Here is a 17,366-nt window from a genome sequence, read left to right as displayed (position 1 = left end):
GATCAGTATCTGTAATGATCAATTTTGTGTTTTCCTGAGCATTGAAATGGGGGTCAGGGGTAATTACGGCATCAATTTTAAAGGCAAGTGAGTCGGCTAGGTCATAAATATCCTGTAGTACGATTACTGTAGGGCTCCATTCAAGGATTTGTCCGAGATTTTCGTATTCAAAACCTTCGAGGCTCAGGATCAGCAATGCAGGCTCCTGTTTTTCGCGAACAATATGATGGGATGACATACATCAAACTTAGATATTTTATAGAAATAAAGAGCAATGAACAAGGATCAAAGAATAAGGATCAAGGAACAAAGAGATAAGTCCGGATTGATTAAACAGATTGAATTGCCTGTTAACGGGACAATACTTTAATCTTTGTTCTTTGATCCTTGTTCAATTTCAATAGATCTTTTTATAAAAATCCTTAAATGCCTCAGCAGGGTTATCCGCCAGATTCACAGATGCTGAAACTGCAATTCCATGAATTCCGGTTTTGAGAAGATGCTCCGTATCATCAATTTTAATTCCTCCAACAGCTAAAACCGGCATCTCAATGCCAGTATCGTTCATTTTCGCTATCAGTTCAGTGTAGCCATCTATTCCCAGTAAGGGGAAATCATTTGGTTTGGTTTTAGTGAGCGAGAATGGTCCGCAGCCAATATAATCCACCACACCTGATGAAAAAATGCGCTGGATATCTTCAAAGGTATTAGCTGATGCTCCGAGGGTCTTCTCATCACTGATAATTTCACGGATTTTATTAAAATCTGCCTGCATATCCTCCAGATGAACACCCTGAGCATCAATCTGTTCCAGCAGATGAAAATGATCGGTTAGGATCAGGGTGGCACCCCAGTCGTCGCAGATCGATGCTACCTGATGCAGCTCTTCAATAAGTTCAGAATCAGATTTTGTCAGACAGCGATACTGGATCCAGTTGGCACCTGCTTTACAGGCTATTTCAGTTTGTTCCACATGGCTTCGATGCGGAAGATCCTGTGTCAGGTAATGGAATTTGGAGATATATTTTTTCATAATCCGGATATAACGCTGACAGTCCCGGATCATCCGGGACTGTCAGCGTTGATTTAAAATTTCAAACCTAAGGAAAGTAAAAAATTACGCGGCGCCTGCGGGTAATAATAATTTTCAGTTGTAAAGTCTCCTCCGTACATATAACTGAAGGTGTATCCATTCGCTTCGTAAAGTTCAGAGAAGACATTATTGACCAGAAGGGTTAATCCGATATTTTTTATTCCTTTAAACGAAGTATTATACCTTAAACGCAGATCGTTTACAAAAAATGCATCCAGACTTCTTTGCGAATTGGAGGTATTATCCAGATACTGCTTACTTACATATTTGCTTAATAAAGCAATTTCAGTTTTCTTGAAAGCCTGAAAACTCAGTTCCCCTGATCCGATAAAATTTGGTGAAAATGCAAGGTCCGTATTTGTGTAATTATTTACAATTTGACCCCCGTTATCGTAATCATCGACATATTCTGTAAAGTTTTTGATCTTATTATCACTTATTGAAGCAGTTAATGCCCAGGATAATTTATTACTGATCTGTACCCTTGCATCAGCTTCAATGCCGTAACGAGAGCTTTCTGCGACATTTTGACGGATATATTCGCCCACATCGTTTACCTTTCCTGTTAGAACCAGCTGGTCATTGTACATCATTGCATAAGCATTAATGCCGGCATTAAATCTGTTTCCTCCAAGCCTATATCCGGCCTCAAGATCCAGTAAATTTTCTGAAGATGGCCGGTTAGCCGCTGTTGAATTAATATAATCATCACGGTTTGGTTCTTTATTGGCAACCGCAATTGAGGCGTATAAATTATTGCGGGAGTTTAGAGCGTAGCTCAGACCAAACTTCGGATTGAAAAAATTCAGCTGATCCTCCTGATTCAAAGCCATTCTGTTTTTATCGGTTCCGTTCACCCTGTAATTAATGCTTCTATACTGCAGATCAGCAAATAACTTCAGTTTCCCAAGTTCGAAATCTGCCTTAGCATAAGTATTAAAATCAGTTTTAAAACCATTACCCTTGTAATACGGTGTGATAGTATTAGCCAGCGGTATAAACTGACCACGAATCACTTCGCCGAAATGATCGCCATCATATTCATTATAGGCTCCACCTAAAGTGAATGTAAGCTCTTTTGATGGAATATAATTTAGAGAATAAGTCAGGCCGTAAAAATTATTATCCAGCCAGCGGCGCCTGACCAAATCACTTCTGGCAATGGTACTTCCTCCAACTATTTGTGGATTGATACCATAATTTTCAAGCTTCTGGTCTTCCTTAAATTCTTCGTAATAGCCTCTTCCATAGGTATAATGCAGGGCCGTATTGGCTGAGAATTTATCAGAGAAGGTATGAGAATACAGGAATTGGTAATGATCCTGTGTATAATTATCAGTCTGATCATCATAAGTGAAGCCATTAAATGTCCGGTTTGTTTTGAGCAGATTTTCCGGTACTCCATTCCATGCCTGATAGGTTTTTTCAGATCCTGAAAAGACATTGACCCGGAGCAAATCCTTTTTTCCATAATATGCTCCACTTAAGAAATAGGACTTAAGCATGGATGAACCACGGTCTATATAACCATCCGACTTGATTCTGGATAGTCGGCCATCGAAACTGAATTTATTATTGATCAGTCCGGTACCGGCATTGATCGTATTTTTCATAGTCTGGTATGATCCAAAAGTATTATTAAGCTCGGCATAGGCAGAGTCCTGTTTGGTGGTAGTTTGGATATTTAAACTGCCCCCGAAGGCGCCTGCACCATTTGTTGATGTTCCAACACCTCTTTGGATCTGAATATTGTCTACAGATGAGGCAAAATCAGGCAGATTTACCCAAAAGGTACCCTGACTTTCAGGGTCATTATATGGTATACCATTAATCGTTACATTTAAACGGGTTGGGTCGCTTCCGCGGATGCGGATGCCGGTATAACCGATTCCATTCCCTGCATCCGAACTGACAACAACCGATGGAGTTTGATTTAACAGAAAAGGTAAATCCTGTCCGAGATTGTTTTTTTCAAGCTCCTCCTTACTGATATTCCGGTAGGTGCTTGCCGAATTTTCGGATGCCCGGGTAGCCCTGACCAGTACTTCATCAGCCAGCAGATTATTAGGAATTAGGTCCAGATCAAGATTGATATCCCCTTCCAGGCTGATGGATTTTTCAATTGTATGAAAACCAAGAAAAGTAACTTTAATCCGGTAATTCCCGGCCTTTAAATTTTTAAAAATGTAATTTCCGTTCGCATCAGTCCGTGTTGATAAACCAGGATCTTCTAAACTTACACTGGCAGCTCTGAGTGCCGAACCTGAATTTTTTTCTGAAACTTTTCCTGTAATAGAAAATTGAGCTGAAGCCAAAACAGGCATCAGAATCGCTAAAGCGATAATTAATAACTTTTTCAATTTGAATTATTTTTTTTAGTTAAAAATCCTGCATAATGGGGTTATATGCAGCTTATTAACTTGTACCTCCCTACGCCGGCATTATCCGGATCAGGTGCTCTTTAAGTTGAAAGCTGAAAGCTGAAAGCTGAAAGTGCCGCGCGGAAACTCTCAATTGTCAACTGTCAATTCTCAACTATAAGATGGGTATATTCTCAGCCTGTTTTTGTGTTTGATTTCGCAAACAAGGCACCCCTGTTGATGGGACAAATATATAGAAAAATTGATATTTTAGTATAAATCAAAAAATACACTGATGAAATCAACGATGTTGAGATTCAAATCGGATCTGGTATTTCCTTTATTTATTTCAATCATTCTAACTTTCTATGCTTTTTATGCAGATGAAGGTAAATACAACTTTACCCGAATTTTAGAATTTACAAACCTGTTTTTCCTCGGGGTTTATGTTCTTATGCTTTTTGGCATGCAGAAGCTTATTCAAATCGGATTGGGAAGCCTGGGATTGACGAGGAATATCTCATTATTGCTGCAAAGTATAGCTTCGGCAATTGTTTTATTTGCTCTTTTATTTGCGTTTTTTATAAGTGTTTCATAGTAAAATAGCCTGAAAACCAAATTTGGGTGAGATATTATATCGTTTTTACAAAAAATCAATAAATTACTTATCGTTTTTACAAAAAATGTACTTTTGCGGATTAGAATAAAATTATGCTAAGAACACATACTTGCGGCGAACTAACCATAGCTGATTTGAATAAGGAAGTAACTCTAACCGGTTGGGTGCAGAAATCGCGCGATCTTGGAGGAATGACTTTTATTGATATGCGCGACCGTTATGGAATTACGCAGCTTACTTTCAATTCAGATGATAATGCAGAAATGAGAGCGCAGGCACGTGAACTTGGACGGGAATTTGTAATCAAAGTCAGCGGGAAGGTCATTGAGCGTTCAAACAAGAACCCGAAAATGGCTACTGGTGATATTGAGATTAAGGTTGCCAAACTTGAACTGCTTAATGCAGCTAAGCTTCCTCCCTTTTTGATTGAAGATGAAACTGATGGTGGTGATGACCTGAGATTGAAATACCGTTATCTGGATTTACGTCGTAATCCGGTTAGAAATAACCTGGTATTAAGACATAAAATGGCTCAGGAGGTCAGAAAATACCTCGATGGAATGGATTTTATTGAAGTCGAAACCCCGGTATTAATTAAGTCGACCCCTGAAGGTGCCCGTGATTTTGTAGTCCCAAGCCGTATGAATCCAGGGGAGTTTTATGCCTTGCCCCAATCTCCTCAAACCTTTAAGCAATTGCTGATGGTTTCTGGCTTTGACAGATATTTTCAGATCGTAAAATGCTTCCGCGATGAGGATCTTCGTGCTGACAGACAGCCTGAATTCACTCAGATAGATTGTGAAATGGCGTTTATTGAGCAGGAGGATATTCTGAATGTTTTCGAGGGCCTTATCAGAACCTTATTCAAAAATGTTAAAGGTATTGATCTTACAGAAGTTCCCAGAATGCAGTATGCTGATGCGATGCGTTTATATGGCTCTGATAAGCCTGATACCCGATTCGACATGAAATTTGTGGAATTGAATGATATCGTTAAAGGAAAAGATTTCCCTGTTTTTGAGCAGGCTGATTTAATTATTGGCATCAATGCAAAAGCTTGTGCTGAATATACCAGAAAGCAGCTTGACGAACTGACAGATTTTATCAAACGCCCTCAAATAGGAGGAACAGGCCTGATTTATATGCGTCATGGCGCTGATGGAAGTTTAAAATCATCAGTAGATAAATTCTATAATGAGGATGATTTGAAGAAATGGTCTGAAGCTTTTAATTCTGAACCCGGTGACCTGATCCTGATCATGGCAGGACAAACCGATAAGGTACGCAAACAACTCAATGAACTACGCCTCGAAATGGGCAACCGTTTAGGGCTGCGCGACAAAGATAAATTTGCCCCGCTTTGGGTGCTGGACTTCCCTCTTTTAGAATGGGATGAAGAGAGCGGCAGATATCATGCAATGCATCACCCTTTTACCTCACCAAAACCTGAAGATATTGCGATGCTGGATACCAATCCTGGACAGGTTCGTGCGAATGCTTATGATATGGTGGTTAATGGTACTGAGATTGGTGGTGGGTCAATTCGTATACATGACCGGGAGCTTCAGTCATTGATGTTTAAACATCTTGGTTTCAGTGTAGAGGAGGCTCAAAAGCAGTTTGGATTTTTGCTGGATGCTTTTGAATATGGTGCTCCACCGCATGGAGGAATTGCCTTTGGATTTGACAGGCTGGTTTCTATCTTCGCCGGACTGGATTCTATCCGGGATGTTATTGCCTTCCCTAAAAACAATTCTGGCAGGGACGTTATGATTGATTCCCCTTCTACGATTGCTGATGAGCAATTGAAAGAGTTGAAAATCAGTACAACGGTATAGCCCGGTGCTGTAATTCCGGGTGAAGATTCAGTTTTCGGATTGGTCTAAAGCCCAATATAATTTTCCTCACATCTCTCTGAATATTGGGCTGAAGCCCGAAAACGGACTCGTTAACCCCAGCTAAAGCTGGGGCCTATTGATCAACCGTACTAATGTTATGATTAAATAGAATACTGAGTGTTGGGATAACTGCATCGCTGTATAGCCCGGTGCTTTAGCTCCGGGTCAGAGTCTGGATTTCGGGCCGGGCTTCAGCCCAAAACCTAATGACCGGAAAGGAACAATACAGGTGCTTTAGCGCCGAAATGCCGATAATTAATCCACACCTACCATTCCCGAACCCGTATTTTAATATCCCAAAATATTTCTGTGAATGGGATCTTTACTTAACTTTAAATATGATCAGTCGCCGTAAATTTTTAGCAGTGGGTTCTTTGGCAGGTGCCTCTGTATTATCCGGAAATAAATCCTTAGGAATGACTGTGGATGATTCATTCTTTACCGGATCACCAATCGTAATTTCAACCTGGGATTTTGGGATCGCCGCCAATGCCGCCGCATGGCAAATATTAAAGAATAAGGGGAGGGCACTGGATGCTGTCGAAACCGGAGTCCATGTTCCGGAGGCTGATCCTAACAATCAATCTGTTGGATACGGTGGATTGCCCGACAGAGATGGCAGGGTAACCTTGGATGCATGCATCATGGATGAATTTGGGAACTGTGGAAGTGTGGCAGCATTGGAGCATATTATTCATCCCATTTCTGTTGCCAGAAAAGTTATGGAGAAAACACCGCATGTCATGCTGGTAGGTTCAGGAGCTCTGCAATTTGCACTGGATCAAGGGTTTAAAAAAGAAAATCTATTGACTCCCGCCTCAGAAAGAGCCTGGAAAGAATGGCTTAAAACTGCAAAGTATAATCCGGAAATAAATGTGGAAAACAGGCTTTTCAGTCCGGCGAAACTACCCGGTAATCAGTTTAACCATGATACCATCGGGATGCTTGCTTTAGATGCAGCAGGAAATATGTCAGGTGCCTGTACAACCAGTGGGATGGCCTACAAAATGCATGGGCGTGTAGGTGACTCGCCAATCATTGGCGCAGGACTCTATGTTGACAATGAAATTGGAGGTGCAACATCAACGGGTGTAGGCGAGGAAGTGATTCGAAATGTAGGAAGCTTTTTGGTTGTTGAACTAATGAGACAGGGCTATTCACCAGAGGAAGCCTGTAAAGAAGCGGTCATGCGTATAATCAGGAAGAAACCTGAAACAGCAAAACAAATCCAGGTAGGTTTCCTGGCACTGAATAAAAAAGGCCAGTTTGGCGGATATGCGATACAAAGAGGCTTCAGTTTTGCAGTATGCAATCAAAATGATCAAAACCAATTAATAAAATCGCCTAGCTATTATTAAGGAGAAGATCGATGAGGGCATACTTTGAAAACAGAAGCAATACAAAAAAGGACTTGTTACAGCTGCTCAAAGCGTACAAGGAAATCATAGATATCAATGCTATTTGTTCTGTAACTGACTCAGAAGGGAAAATAATTTATGTCAATGATAAATTTTGTGAAGTAAGTAAGTATTCCAGAGAGGAACTGCTCGGTCAGGATCATCGTATTGTAAATTCAAATTATCACCCATCATCAATGTTTAAAGAGCTTTGGGAAACCATAAAAAGTGGAAAGGTCTGGCGCTCGGATGTAAAAAGCAGGGCTAAAGATGGTACATTTTTCTGGCTGGACAGTACAATCGTTCCTATTCATGATAATAATGGAGTGATAACCGAGTATTTCTCATTGCGAACCCCAATTGACGACAGGAAGAGGATTGAGGAGGAACAGAAAGAATATGTTAAAAATCTCGAAAAAATGCTGTTTATGGTGTCGCATGAAGTGAGGCACCCGGTTTCTCAAATATTAGGGATAATACAGATTCTTCAGGATTACAGCACTGTTAATGAAGAATGTGCAGAGTTAATCAGCAGTCTTAAAGTTTCTGCAGAAGATCTTGATAAATTTATAAAAAGACTCAGCTCTTTTATGAATGAGCTTAGGCCAGAATCAGAAATCAATTCAGATGAAAGCAAATAATTCATTTTTTCATGTCTTATAAACTCGAGATCTGTGTTGGAAGCATCAGTTCAGCCTTGATTGCACAGGCATTTGGAGCTGACCGGATTGAACTTTGCGATAATCTGGCTGAAGGAGGTACTACTCCTTCATATGGGATGATTGTACAAAGTAAAACGCAGTTGGAAATTCCATTTTTTCCAATTATTCGTCCGCGCGGTGGTGATTTTGTATTTACTCCTGATGAATTTCAAATAATGCGGGAAGATGTGCTCTGTTGCAGGGAAATGGGATGTAAAGGCATTGTCATCGGGATGCTCAGGAAGGATTCTACTATTGATATGGAAAGATGTGCTGAGCTGATAGCACTTGCAGGTGAAATGGAAATCACTTTTCATCGGGCCTTTGACCGTTGTGTTTCTATGGAAAGGTCGCTCGAAGACCTTATTGAGCTGGGATGTCATCGTGTTTTGACTTCGGGTGGGAAAGAGTTTGCCCCCGATGGAACCGAAAAACTACGATCTCTGGTAAGGCAGGCAGGATTCAGGATCAATGTTATGCCAGGTTCGGGAATAACCCATAGAAATTTACAGAAGATCGCCGCTGAGACAGGTGCATATGAATTTCATACTACTGCCAAAAAGCTTGTCGAAAATAGTGTTGATCCGGTAAATGAACAGCCCTATCGTTTAATGGAAACAGATGGAGAACATGTGCAGAAGTTGAAGGAGATCCTTAGACAGATTGGCTGGGTATATTGAATTTCTCATAATTTCCTTACTTTTAAAAACAAATCAATTCAAATGAATAAATTACTGTTTGCAGGCTTATGCCTGTTTTCTATACCTGCAATTTCTCAGACAGTTCCTGCGAGATCAAAGCTGAATACAGCAGCTGATAAAATTGAAGCAAAGGTTATCGAATGGCGTCGCGATTTTCATGAACATCCTGAATTGGGGAATTATGAGACCAGAACTGCAGGAATTATTGCAAAACATCTTGAAGGTTTGGGAATTGAGGTAAAAACTGGAGTAGCCCGAACCGGTGTTGTTGGCATTCTGAAGGGCGGAAAACCCGGTCCTGTGGTTTTATTGCGTGCAGATATGGACGGACTCCCTGTTACTGAAAGAAATTCGCTCCCCTTTGCCTCAAAAGTAAGGACACAATACAATGGGCAGGAAGTAGGGGTAATGCATGCCTGTGGTCATGATTCTCATGTTGCGATACTTATGGGTGTTGCTGAGGTGTTGTCCGGGATGAAAGCCGACTTGAAAGGAACTGTGAAATTTGTATTTCAGCCTGCCGAAGAGGGCTCGGCTCCCGGAGTTGAGGGCGGTGCTGAACTGATGGTTAAAGAGGGAGTACTCGAAAATCCTAAAGTAGATGTTGCGTTTGGATTGCATATATGGGCACAAACAGAAGCCGGGAAGATTACCTATCGTCCGGGTGGCATGATGGCCGGAGTAAATGATATGCAGATCATTGTGAAGGGAAGGCAGGCACATGGTGCTGCTCCATGGGCATCGGTTGATCCGATTGTGATCTCAGCACAGATTATCAATAATTTACAGACTATTGTAAGCCGTAACTTGAACGTAACTGAAAACGCAGGAGTGGTGACAATCGGTTCATTACATGCCGGTGTACGTTCTAATATTATTCCTGAGCGTGCAGAGATGCTGGGAACCATCAGGGCTCTGAGTGTTGAAGATGAGAAAATGCTGATCGACCGGATTAAAACAATTGCAACAAAAACGGCTGAGGCCGGTGGTGCCACCGTTGAAATAAAGATTCCCTACAGCAATCATTATCCGGTAACTTACAATGATCCGGCTTTAACTGAAAAGATGCTTCCCAGCCTTGCAAAAGTCGCAGGGGCAGAGAATGTGAAGCTGATACCACCAATAACGGGCGCTGAAGATTTCTCATTTTTTCAGGAAAAGGTTCCGGGATTATTTTTCTTCTTAGGAGGAATGCCTAAAGGAATGGATCCTAAAACTGCCCCATCACATCACACCCCTGATTTTATGATCGACGAAAGTTCATTTAAGCTTGGAGTGAAAGCACTGGCCGGGCTTACGCTTGATTATATGGAGGTAAAATAAGATCTCTTAGATTCTTACAAAATATGCTGATAGCCTGGAATTTTCCGGGCTATTTTTGTTTCAAGGCAACGAATCCCTTTAAATCTGCATTTAATAGATTGAACCGTGATTACACATGAAACCATAGAAGGCTGTAAAAGAAACAGTCATAATGCCCAGAGAAAGCTATTTGATAGTTATTCCCGGGAAATGTTTAATGTGTGTTCGCGTTACCTGAAACTGGATGAAGATGCTGAGGATGTACTTTCCCGTGGCTTTACAAAGGTTTTTAATTCAATTTTTCAGTTTGAATACCGGGAAAACAACTCATTAAAGGCATGGATAAAAAGGATAATGATCAATGAGTGTCTAATGCATTTGAGAAAGAAGAGCAGTTTGACCCTTGTTAGTGAGGATGAAGCAGAAGAGATTGGCTTCAATGACTCAGGACTGGAAAAGATTGATGCGGTTTACATTTTCGAAGCAATAAAGTCCCTGCCAGCGGGATATAGTACGGTACTTAACTTATTTGCGATTGAAGGATATTCTCATGCAGAAATTTCAGAAATGCTTGGCATTAGTGAGGGAACATCACGTTCTCAGCTTAATAAAGCAAGAAGACTTATGAAGCAAAAATTATTTAATAAAACTGAAAATCATGGACGAAGAAAAGTTTGACAAAAATCTTAAGGATAAGATCCAAAAGTTTGATGTGGAATATGCTCCTCTCTTCAACAAAGATCAGATTTGGAAAGGTATTAAAAAAGGTGAAAGGAGGAGAAATGGGTTTCTCATTGCTGCAGCATCTTTGATATTGATACTTGGCTTGTCAATTTTATTTCAGCAGTCTAAAAAGTTTGTAGAGATAGCTAAAAAACAAAAACCTGCCATAAAATCAAGCAAGGTAATTGAATTGCCTCAAACGAAAGCCAGAACTGTGGAAATTGTATCTAATAAATCAGAGGAGCAAAAAACCGAAATCTCAAATATTAAACCCTCAAAAAAGGAAGTTATAAACAGTATTAATCAGTCGATAGTTGTGTTTGCAGTCACGGATAATATTATCCAAAGAGTAGACTCTACCCAGGCAGGTTTTTTAAAAATAGAAGAACCCGTAGAAGTAAAAAATGAGCTGCCGGTGGTAGTAAAAGATGTGGAATCCGAAATCAAAGTGATATTCAAAAGGGGTGACCCCATTAATACTGGGCTTCCGCCAGATAGCAAGCTCGCATTCAAAAGATTCAAAATCAGAATCTTCGAAATTCAAACAAGCGATACATCTGCTTATGCTTCAGGTGTCGAAGTAGAACCAGAAAAAAAATTTAGAATTAAATTTTAAACCAAAATCATGAAAAAAGTAGTTTTATCGCTCACAATGATGCTTTTCTCATTCTCGGCATTTTCGCAGACCAAACCCGATACGCTGATAATTGAAACCCCAAAAAAGCAGAAGATCATCCTTATTGCTGATGATTTAAATACCTTCAGGAATACTAATTCGGATTCATTGATCAATTTGGCATTAAGAAGGATGCGTGATTCGCTAAGAATACCCGGTCTTTCAGCAAAGGATTTTAGAGCGATGAGTAAGGAAGAAAGGGCAGTATATATTAAGCGAAGAAATGATTCATTGTTTCTTATCGATGGCTTATCGCCAAAGGAACGTTTCAAAAAAAAATCTGAGCTTGCACATTCAGATAAATCAAAGTTTTCTAAAAATGTTAAAAGTGACATTCCATTTTCTTTGAAATTTAATCTAGGTGGAGGATTAATACGCAATAAATTTAGTCCGGTTTTTGAGGGTGGAATTGTTTTTATACCACAAAAACAGGACTATTATTCATTGCAAAGTCTGCCTGCTGCTACATTTATGGCCCTGACAGCAAATCGTTATTATACGTTTGAGCATACCATTACCAGTACCAGCTCAACAACTTTTAACAATACATTTGTAAACCTTAGTTTAGGTAACCGATTCAATACAAAACTTAGATCAAACCTGCCTTTAAGCGAATATGAGGCTGGAATTGGATATCTGGTCGAACGTGAGGGCAACTATTATGGTAAAAACACTTTTAAATTATTCGCATCGGTAGTGACAAAGTCGAAATTTATCAGGCTAAGTCCTGAAATATATGTCACAAAGAATTTTAAGGAAGTATTCCCTGGTTTTAGCATTAAAATCCTTTAGCTATATCAATGATAGTTTGTGATTTGCAATGAATGAAGTACCTAAACCCGGGAGAAATGGAAAGCCTCCGGCAAGAAATAATGTCATTTTATGCTGATTTCATTGCCGGGCTTGCAATGGATCACGGGACTAGCGGCAGCCAAAGGCAGTGGCGTTCATTTTCAAATAAAAAAGGGTAAATTTTTTCATAGGCCAGAGTCCAAAACCAGAATCTGGTGTGAACCTAAAACCCATTAGTCTATCAGAAAAATTGATCTGTCTAATATCGATCAATCCACGAATTTTTGCTCGCATTTAAACAATCAGTTTTCCAATTAAAGGCTAAGAACTAAATTCCCGGCCTAAAAAGGTAAATCGTCATCAATGCCCTTTTCATAATTCATCGGCTGATCCTCTTTGGCTATGATATGATTATTATTTGTTCCATGCTCCTCATCAGATTTCTGGTGATTATTTTCACCCTGCCCCTCAAAATCACTTTTGCGGCCAAGCATAGTGAAGTTCTCAGCAACTACTTCTGTAGTGTATTTTTTATGACCTTCTTTATCCTCGAAAGAGCGGGTTCTTAATTTACCTTCGATGTAAACCAGCTTGCCTTTCTGCAGGTATTTTGAAGCAATATCGGCCAAACCTCTCCACATAACAATATTATGCCATTCGGTTTGCTCTATTTTTCTACCGTCTTTGTTATAGGTTTCTGAAGTTGCTAAAGGGAAGCTAGCGACAGTAACTCCCCCATCTAAATGCCGGACTTCAGGATCTTTACCTAAATGTCCAACTAAAATGACTTTGTTAATACCTGACATGTTCTTTAATATAGATGGTTCAATTACAATTTAAAGAAATTTTCGAAGAATTGAAAAATTAGTTTAGGCTGCGGCAGTTTTTCGAGTTCTTCTCTGCTTACGTAGAACCAGGATTGATCCTGCAGAAAATCATTAGTAAAATTCTCTATCTGAATGAAAGTTGTATTGAGTTTCTGGTGACTCAGAATATGTTTTACAGGTTTAGAAACGGAATGAATCAGCACCTGCTTGCCAAAAGCCTTTATAAAATTTTCTGACTGGACAAGATCCGAAATCTCAGCCGGGCTTTCTGTCTCAAAAAGAGGGAGATCGATCATGTTTTCCCAGATATCTCCCGAGCGGCGTTTGTTTACCAGAATCTGATCATTTTTTAATACCAGAATATAATTGAAATACCGTTCTCTGCTTTTTTGAGCTTTTATTTTGACAGGCAGTTCATAGATTCTGTTTTTCAGACGCGCCTCACAGGAAGTTTGCAGTGGACACGTCGGGCAATCCGGATTTTTAGGTTTGCATTGTAATGATCCGAACTCCATTATTGCCTGATTAAAAATTCCGGCTTGCGTATGATCAAGCAGTTCATTTGCTAAATCGGTAAAAACCTTTTTTCCTTTACCGGTATTGATTGGGGTATCAATACCGAAGTATCTGGAAAGCAGTCTGAAAACATTACCATCAACAACAGCTTTAGCCTCATTAGATGAAAATGAAGATATTGCTGCTGCTGTATATTCTCCGATTCCTTTCAAACGGATCAGGGAATCATAATTTTTAGGAAAATAGCCTGCATGTTCCTCCATCACTGTCAGTGAAGTTTGATGCATATTTCTGCCTCTTGAGTAATATCCCAGTCCCTGCCAGAGTTTTAATATTTCTTCTTCGGTGGCCGAAGCAAAATGTTCGACTGTTGGATATTTTTCAGCAAAACGATCAAAATAGGGCATTCCCTGTTCTACTCGGGTCTGCTGCATGATTATTTCAGATAGCCAGATAATATAAGGATCGTTTGTATTTCTCCAGGGAAGATCCCTTTTATGTTTTTGGTACCAGTCAATAATTTCTTCAGAAAATGTCATTGCTCTTGAGTGGGTTTTACTCATTTAAGCAGCAAAAATACCTTACTATTTGTTTTATAGCGACTTGGTTTGAAAAAAAAGCAGATTTATTTCCCAAATTGAATTAAAACCAATACTTTTGCAACCCCAAATCAATTAGAATAACAGTACAAAAATTAAAGAAAATAGATATGACCAAGGCAGAAATCATCACAGAGATCTCTAACAAAACAGGAATTGAAAAGGTAGATGTTCAGGAAGCTATAGAAGCGTTTTTTAAAGTTGTCAAAAATTCAATGGTAAATGGCGAGAATGTTTACGTGAGAGGTTTTGGTAGCTTTGTTGTGAAGAAGAGAGCAAAGAAAACAGCTCGTAATATTTCAAAAAATACAGCAATCATTATCCCTGAGCATTTCGTTCCAAGTTTCAAACCTGCCAAGGTTTTTGTTGAGAAGGTAAAGGGCGGTAACAAGTAATCATTTTATTCAGTCAGGAATGTTACAAAGAAAGCAGATTATAGTTATAGGTTCAGTGGTAGTACTGATGGGCCTGATGCTTTCTTTAGATATTCAGGGTTTGGTTAAACCGAATGAAGGTGCTGCTGCTGCAAATGCTTCAGGTACCGCTCAGGCGGAAAAAGTTAAAGAAGTTTCATTAGAAGATATTTCTTTAAAGTCCAAAGAGAGCTTAAATGCCAGTCTTAAAAAGCAGATCTCGGATCTTGAAGCTCAATTAAAAAGCTCGTCTGAATCTGAGAAGCTAAATATTCAAAAGCAACTGGCCCAGCAATGGGATGATGTAAATCAAACTACTCCTGCAGCTTTTTATTATGAATTAATAGCTGAAAAGGAACCGAATTTTGATTCATGGTTAAAAGCCGGTGATAAATTTACAGATGCTTATCAACAGAGTATGGATACTCTTGTTCAGCCTGCTCTTGTACAAAAGGCGATCAGTTCTTATCAAAAAGCTGATAAAATTAAACCAAATACTCTGGAGGTTAAAACCGGATTAGGAATAGCTTACGTAACAGGAACACCAAACCCTATGCAGGGTATTACCTTGTTGCTTGACGTGGTAAAACAGGATCCGAAAAATTTAAAGGCTAACTTGAACCTGGGCTTGTTTTCAATGAAATCAGGTCAGTTCGATAAGGCAGTGGAGCGTTTCAAAACGGTTATTGATATTGCTCCAAGCGCTGAGGCATGGTTTTACCTGGCCTCAAGTTATGAGAACATGGATAGGAAGTCTGACGCGATTGCAGCCTATCTGAAAACCAAAGAAATTGCAGCTGACCCGAACATGAGCACGTTTGTGGACAGGAAAGTAAACGAATTAAGTAATTAGATTATAAAACATTTTAAAAAACAACATTATGCCAAGCGGTAAGAAAAGAAAAAGACATAAAATGGCTACTCACAAGCGTAAAAAACGCTTAAGAAAAAACAGACATAAGAAAAAATAGTCTGATTTTTAATCTGTTCTTTATGTTCGGATTAATTGCAGACTTATAAAATTTTTAAACCTCCCGCTTAATTGCGCCGGAGGTTTAAATCATTTGTTTGTTTTTATTTATTTCCTAGTTTTAAACGTATGCCGGTTTTCTTAGCCGGTGTCTTAAATTTAGCCATTGGTAAAGGAATTAATTATCAATTCATCCCCTAGTGGGGTTACTATTGCTTTACTGCAAGACAAGCAACTCGTAGAATTAAACACAGAGCAGGTCAGCAACAATTATGCTGTTGGCGATATATATTTAGGCAAGATCAAAAAGATCATGCCCGGATTGAATGCTGCATTTGTTGATGTAGGCTACGAAAAGGATGCTTTTTTGCATTATCTGGATCTTGGACCACAGGTTCAATCGCTGCTAAAACTTACAAAAATTGTAAAGAATGGCAGTTATAAAGATAAACTGCTCAATAGTTTCAGACTTGAAACGGATATAAGTAAATCCGGAAAAGTCTCAGAGATACTGAACCGGAACATGCTGCTTCCCGTTCAGATCGCCAAAGAACCGATCTCAACGAAGGGTCCGCGCTTAAGTTCAGATCTTTCAATTGCAGGCCGCTTCGCCGTTCTTGTCCCTTTTTCGGATGTTATTTCAATTTCCAAAAAGATAAAGAGTAATACAGAGCGTAACCGTCTTAAGAAAATTGTGGAGAGTATTAAGCCGAAAAATTTCGGGGTAATTATTCGTACGGTTTCTGAAGGAAAAGGTGTTGCTGAATTACAGAAGGATCTGCTTGATTTGATTGACAAATGGGAAAAATTTACTACCCGCCTTCCGAATACTGAGCCTTCCAAGAAGATTCTGGGAGAGATGGGTCGTACTTCCACAATCCTTCGCGATATTCTTAATACCGATTTTACAAATATCCATATTGGAGATCCTGCATTGTTTGAAGAGATCAGATCTTATGTTCATGAGATCTCTCCCGAAATGGAAAAGATCGTTAAACAATACAGAGGTAAAGAGCCGATATTCGAACATTTTGGTATTGAAAAGCAAATCAAATCAGCGTTTGGGCGTACTGTAAATCTACCTGGAGGAGCTTATCTTGTTATTGAACATACTGAAGCATTACATGTAATTGATGTAAATAGTGGTAATCGTACAGCAAATACCGAGAATCAGGAGCAAAATGCACTGATGATCAACATGGAAGCTGCTAAGGAAATAGCCCGTCAGTTACGTCTGCGTGATATGGGTGGTATTGTGGTAATTGATTTTATCGATATGCACAAGCCTCAGAACCGAAAAGAGTTGTTTGATCATCTCAAGGATCTGATGTTACTTGACCGCGCCAAGCATACCATTTTGCCTCCGAGCAAATTTGGTTTAGTACAGTTGACCCGTCAGCGTGTAAGGCCTGAAATGAATATCGTAACCAATGAGAAATGTCCTGCCTGCGATGGTACAGGAGAGATCAAAGCGAGTATCATTTTAATGGACGATATAGAGAACAACCTGAACTATATTCTCAATGAGCAGAATGAGCGCAGCGTCACTTTATGTGTTCATCCTTATATTGAAGCCTATATTAAAAAGGGACTTTTCTCCATTCAGTGTAAATGGTTCTTTAAATTCAGTAAGTGGATCAGGGTTAAGGCTGTGCCTTCTTATTACCTCACTGAGTTTCATTTTCTGAATTCTAAGGAAGAGGAGATTAAGCTTTAATTAGTAATCCGATAGCTATCGGATGAGGAAATTAGTAAATGTGCAGATGAATTTTAATCTGG

Annotated in this window: 16 protein-coding genes and 1 pseudogene; 12 read left to right on the top strand and 5 right to left on the bottom strand. The window is 39.5% G+C overall.

Translation table 11 applies throughout. The features are described from left to right. The 3 genes and pseudogenes from VGE44_RS15380 to VGE44_RS15370 form a co-directional block, all read right to left on the bottom strand. Window positions 1-238 (bottom strand): annotated as a pseudogene (locus VGE44_RS15380) (thiamine pyrophosphokinase); the annotation flags it as partial. Between the two features lie 159 nt (window positions 239-397). Then, window positions 398-1,033 carry a thiamine phosphate synthase gene (locus VGE44_RS15375; RefSeq protein ID WP_331080722.1) on the bottom strand — a complete coding sequence of 212 codons (636 nt, stop codon included), beginning with the start codon at window positions 1,031-1,033 and terminating at the stop codon, window positions 398-400. Window positions 1,034-1,086: 53 nt separating this feature from the next. Continuing rightward, window positions 1,087-3,453, bottom strand: a complete 2,367-nt coding sequence (locus VGE44_RS15370) for a TonB-dependent receptor (protein WP_331080720.1) — start codon at window positions 3,451-3,453, stop codon at window positions 1,087-1,089. 295 nt (window positions 3,454-3,748) lie between these two features. On the opposite strand from VGE44_RS15370, the gene VGE44_RS15365 reads away from it, so the two are divergent. From VGE44_RS15365 to VGE44_RS15325, 9 genes are all read left to right on the top strand, one after another. After that, a complete protein-coding gene (locus VGE44_RS15365) occupies window positions 3,749-4,051 on the top strand; it encodes a hypothetical protein (protein WP_331080718.1) in 303 nt (100 codons plus the stop codon). Window positions 4,052-4,164: 113 nt separating this feature from the next. Next, on the top strand, window positions 4,165-5,910 hold the full coding sequence (aspS, locus tag VGE44_RS15360) for an aspartate--tRNA ligase (RefSeq protein ID WP_331080716.1): 1,746 nt from the start codon (window positions 4,165-4,167) through the stop codon (window positions 5,908-5,910). 398 nt (window positions 5,911-6,308) lie between these two features. Beyond that, window positions 6,309-7,328, top strand: a complete 1,020-nt coding sequence (locus VGE44_RS15355) for a N(4)-(beta-N-acetylglucosaminyl)-L-asparaginase (RefSeq protein WP_331080714.1) — start codon at window positions 6,309-6,311, stop codon at window positions 7,326-7,328. Window positions 7,329-7,339: 11 nt separating this feature from the next. Continuing rightward, a complete protein-coding gene (locus VGE44_RS15350) occupies window positions 7,340-8,008 on the top strand; it encodes a PAS domain S-box protein (protein ID WP_331080712.1) in 669 nt (222 codons plus the stop codon). Between the two features lie 11 nt (window positions 8,009-8,019). Beyond that, complete coding sequence (locus VGE44_RS15345) at window positions 8,020-8,748, top strand: copper homeostasis protein CutC (RefSeq protein WP_331080710.1); 729 nt, start codon at window positions 8,020-8,022, stop codon at window positions 8,746-8,748. 42 nt (window positions 8,749-8,790) lie between these two features. After that, window positions 8,791-10,092 (top strand): amidohydrolase, encoded by a 1,302-nt coding sequence (locus VGE44_RS15340; protein WP_331080708.1) that lies wholly within the window; start codon window positions 8,791-8,793, stop codon window positions 10,090-10,092. Window positions 10,093-10,197: 105 nt separating this feature from the next. Beyond that, window positions 10,198-10,749, top strand: coding sequence for a sigma-70 family RNA polymerase sigma factor (locus tag VGE44_RS15335; RefSeq protein ID WP_331080706.1), 552 nt, complete (start codon window positions 10,198-10,200; stop codon window positions 10,747-10,749). Then, the gene (locus VGE44_RS15330) at window positions 10,730-11,410 is read left to right on the top strand and encodes a hypothetical protein (RefSeq protein ID WP_331080704.1); all 681 of its coding nucleotides are present in this window, start codon (window positions 10,730-10,732) and stop codon (window positions 11,408-11,410) included. Before VGE44_RS15335 ends, VGE44_RS15330 begins: the two co-directional genes overlap by 20 nt. Before the next feature lie 9 nt (window positions 11,411-11,419). After that, window positions 11,420-12,262 (top strand): hypothetical protein, encoded by an 843-nt coding sequence (locus tag VGE44_RS15325; RefSeq protein WP_331080702.1) that lies wholly within the window; start codon window positions 11,420-11,422, stop codon window positions 12,260-12,262. A 341-nt stretch (window positions 12,263-12,603) separates the two neighbouring features. Here the strand turns inward: VGE44_RS15325 and VGE44_RS15320 are convergent, their stop codons facing one another. Beyond that, on the bottom strand, window positions 12,604-13,068 hold the full coding sequence (locus VGE44_RS15320) for a single-stranded DNA-binding protein (RefSeq protein WP_331080700.1): 465 nt from the start codon (window positions 13,066-13,068) through the stop codon (window positions 12,604-12,606). 23 nt (window positions 13,069-13,091) lie between these two features. Then, on the bottom strand, window positions 13,092-14,168 hold the full coding sequence (gene mutY / locus VGE44_RS15315; protein WP_331080698.1) for an A/G-specific adenine glycosylase: 1,077 nt from the start codon (window positions 14,166-14,168) through the stop codon (window positions 13,092-13,094). A 146-nt stretch (window positions 14,169-14,314) separates the two neighbouring features. Between mutY and VGE44_RS15310 the strand changes: the two genes are divergently transcribed. The 3 genes from VGE44_RS15310 to VGE44_RS15300 all read left to right on the top strand — a co-directional run bounded on the left by VGE44_RS15310 (window position 14,315) and on the right by VGE44_RS15300 (window position 17,304). Continuing rightward, window positions 14,315-14,599 carry an HU family DNA-binding protein gene (locus tag VGE44_RS15310; RefSeq protein ID WP_305363534.1) on the top strand — a complete coding sequence of 95 codons (285 nt, stop codon included), beginning with the start codon at window positions 14,315-14,317 and terminating at the stop codon, window positions 14,597-14,599. Between the two features lie 19 nt (window positions 14,600-14,618). Beyond that, window positions 14,619-15,470, top strand: a complete 852-nt coding sequence (locus VGE44_RS15305) for a tetratricopeptide repeat protein (RefSeq protein WP_331080696.1) — start codon at window positions 14,619-14,621, stop codon at window positions 15,468-15,470. Between the two features lie 283 nt (window positions 15,471-15,753). Then, window positions 15,754-17,304 (top strand): Rne/Rng family ribonuclease, encoded by a 1,551-nt coding sequence (locus tag VGE44_RS15300; protein ID WP_331080693.1) that lies wholly within the window; start codon window positions 15,754-15,756, stop codon window positions 17,302-17,304. Window positions 17,305-17,366: the final 62 nt, after the last annotated feature.

Origin of the sequence: Daejeonella sp., from assembly GCF_036405355.1 — a bacterium.
GTDB lineage: Bacteria > Bacteroidota > Bacteroidia > Sphingobacteriales > Sphingobacteriaceae > Daejeonella.
Note: the sequence above shows the minus strand (reverse complement) of the source record. Positions and strands in the feature narration are given on the sequence as shown.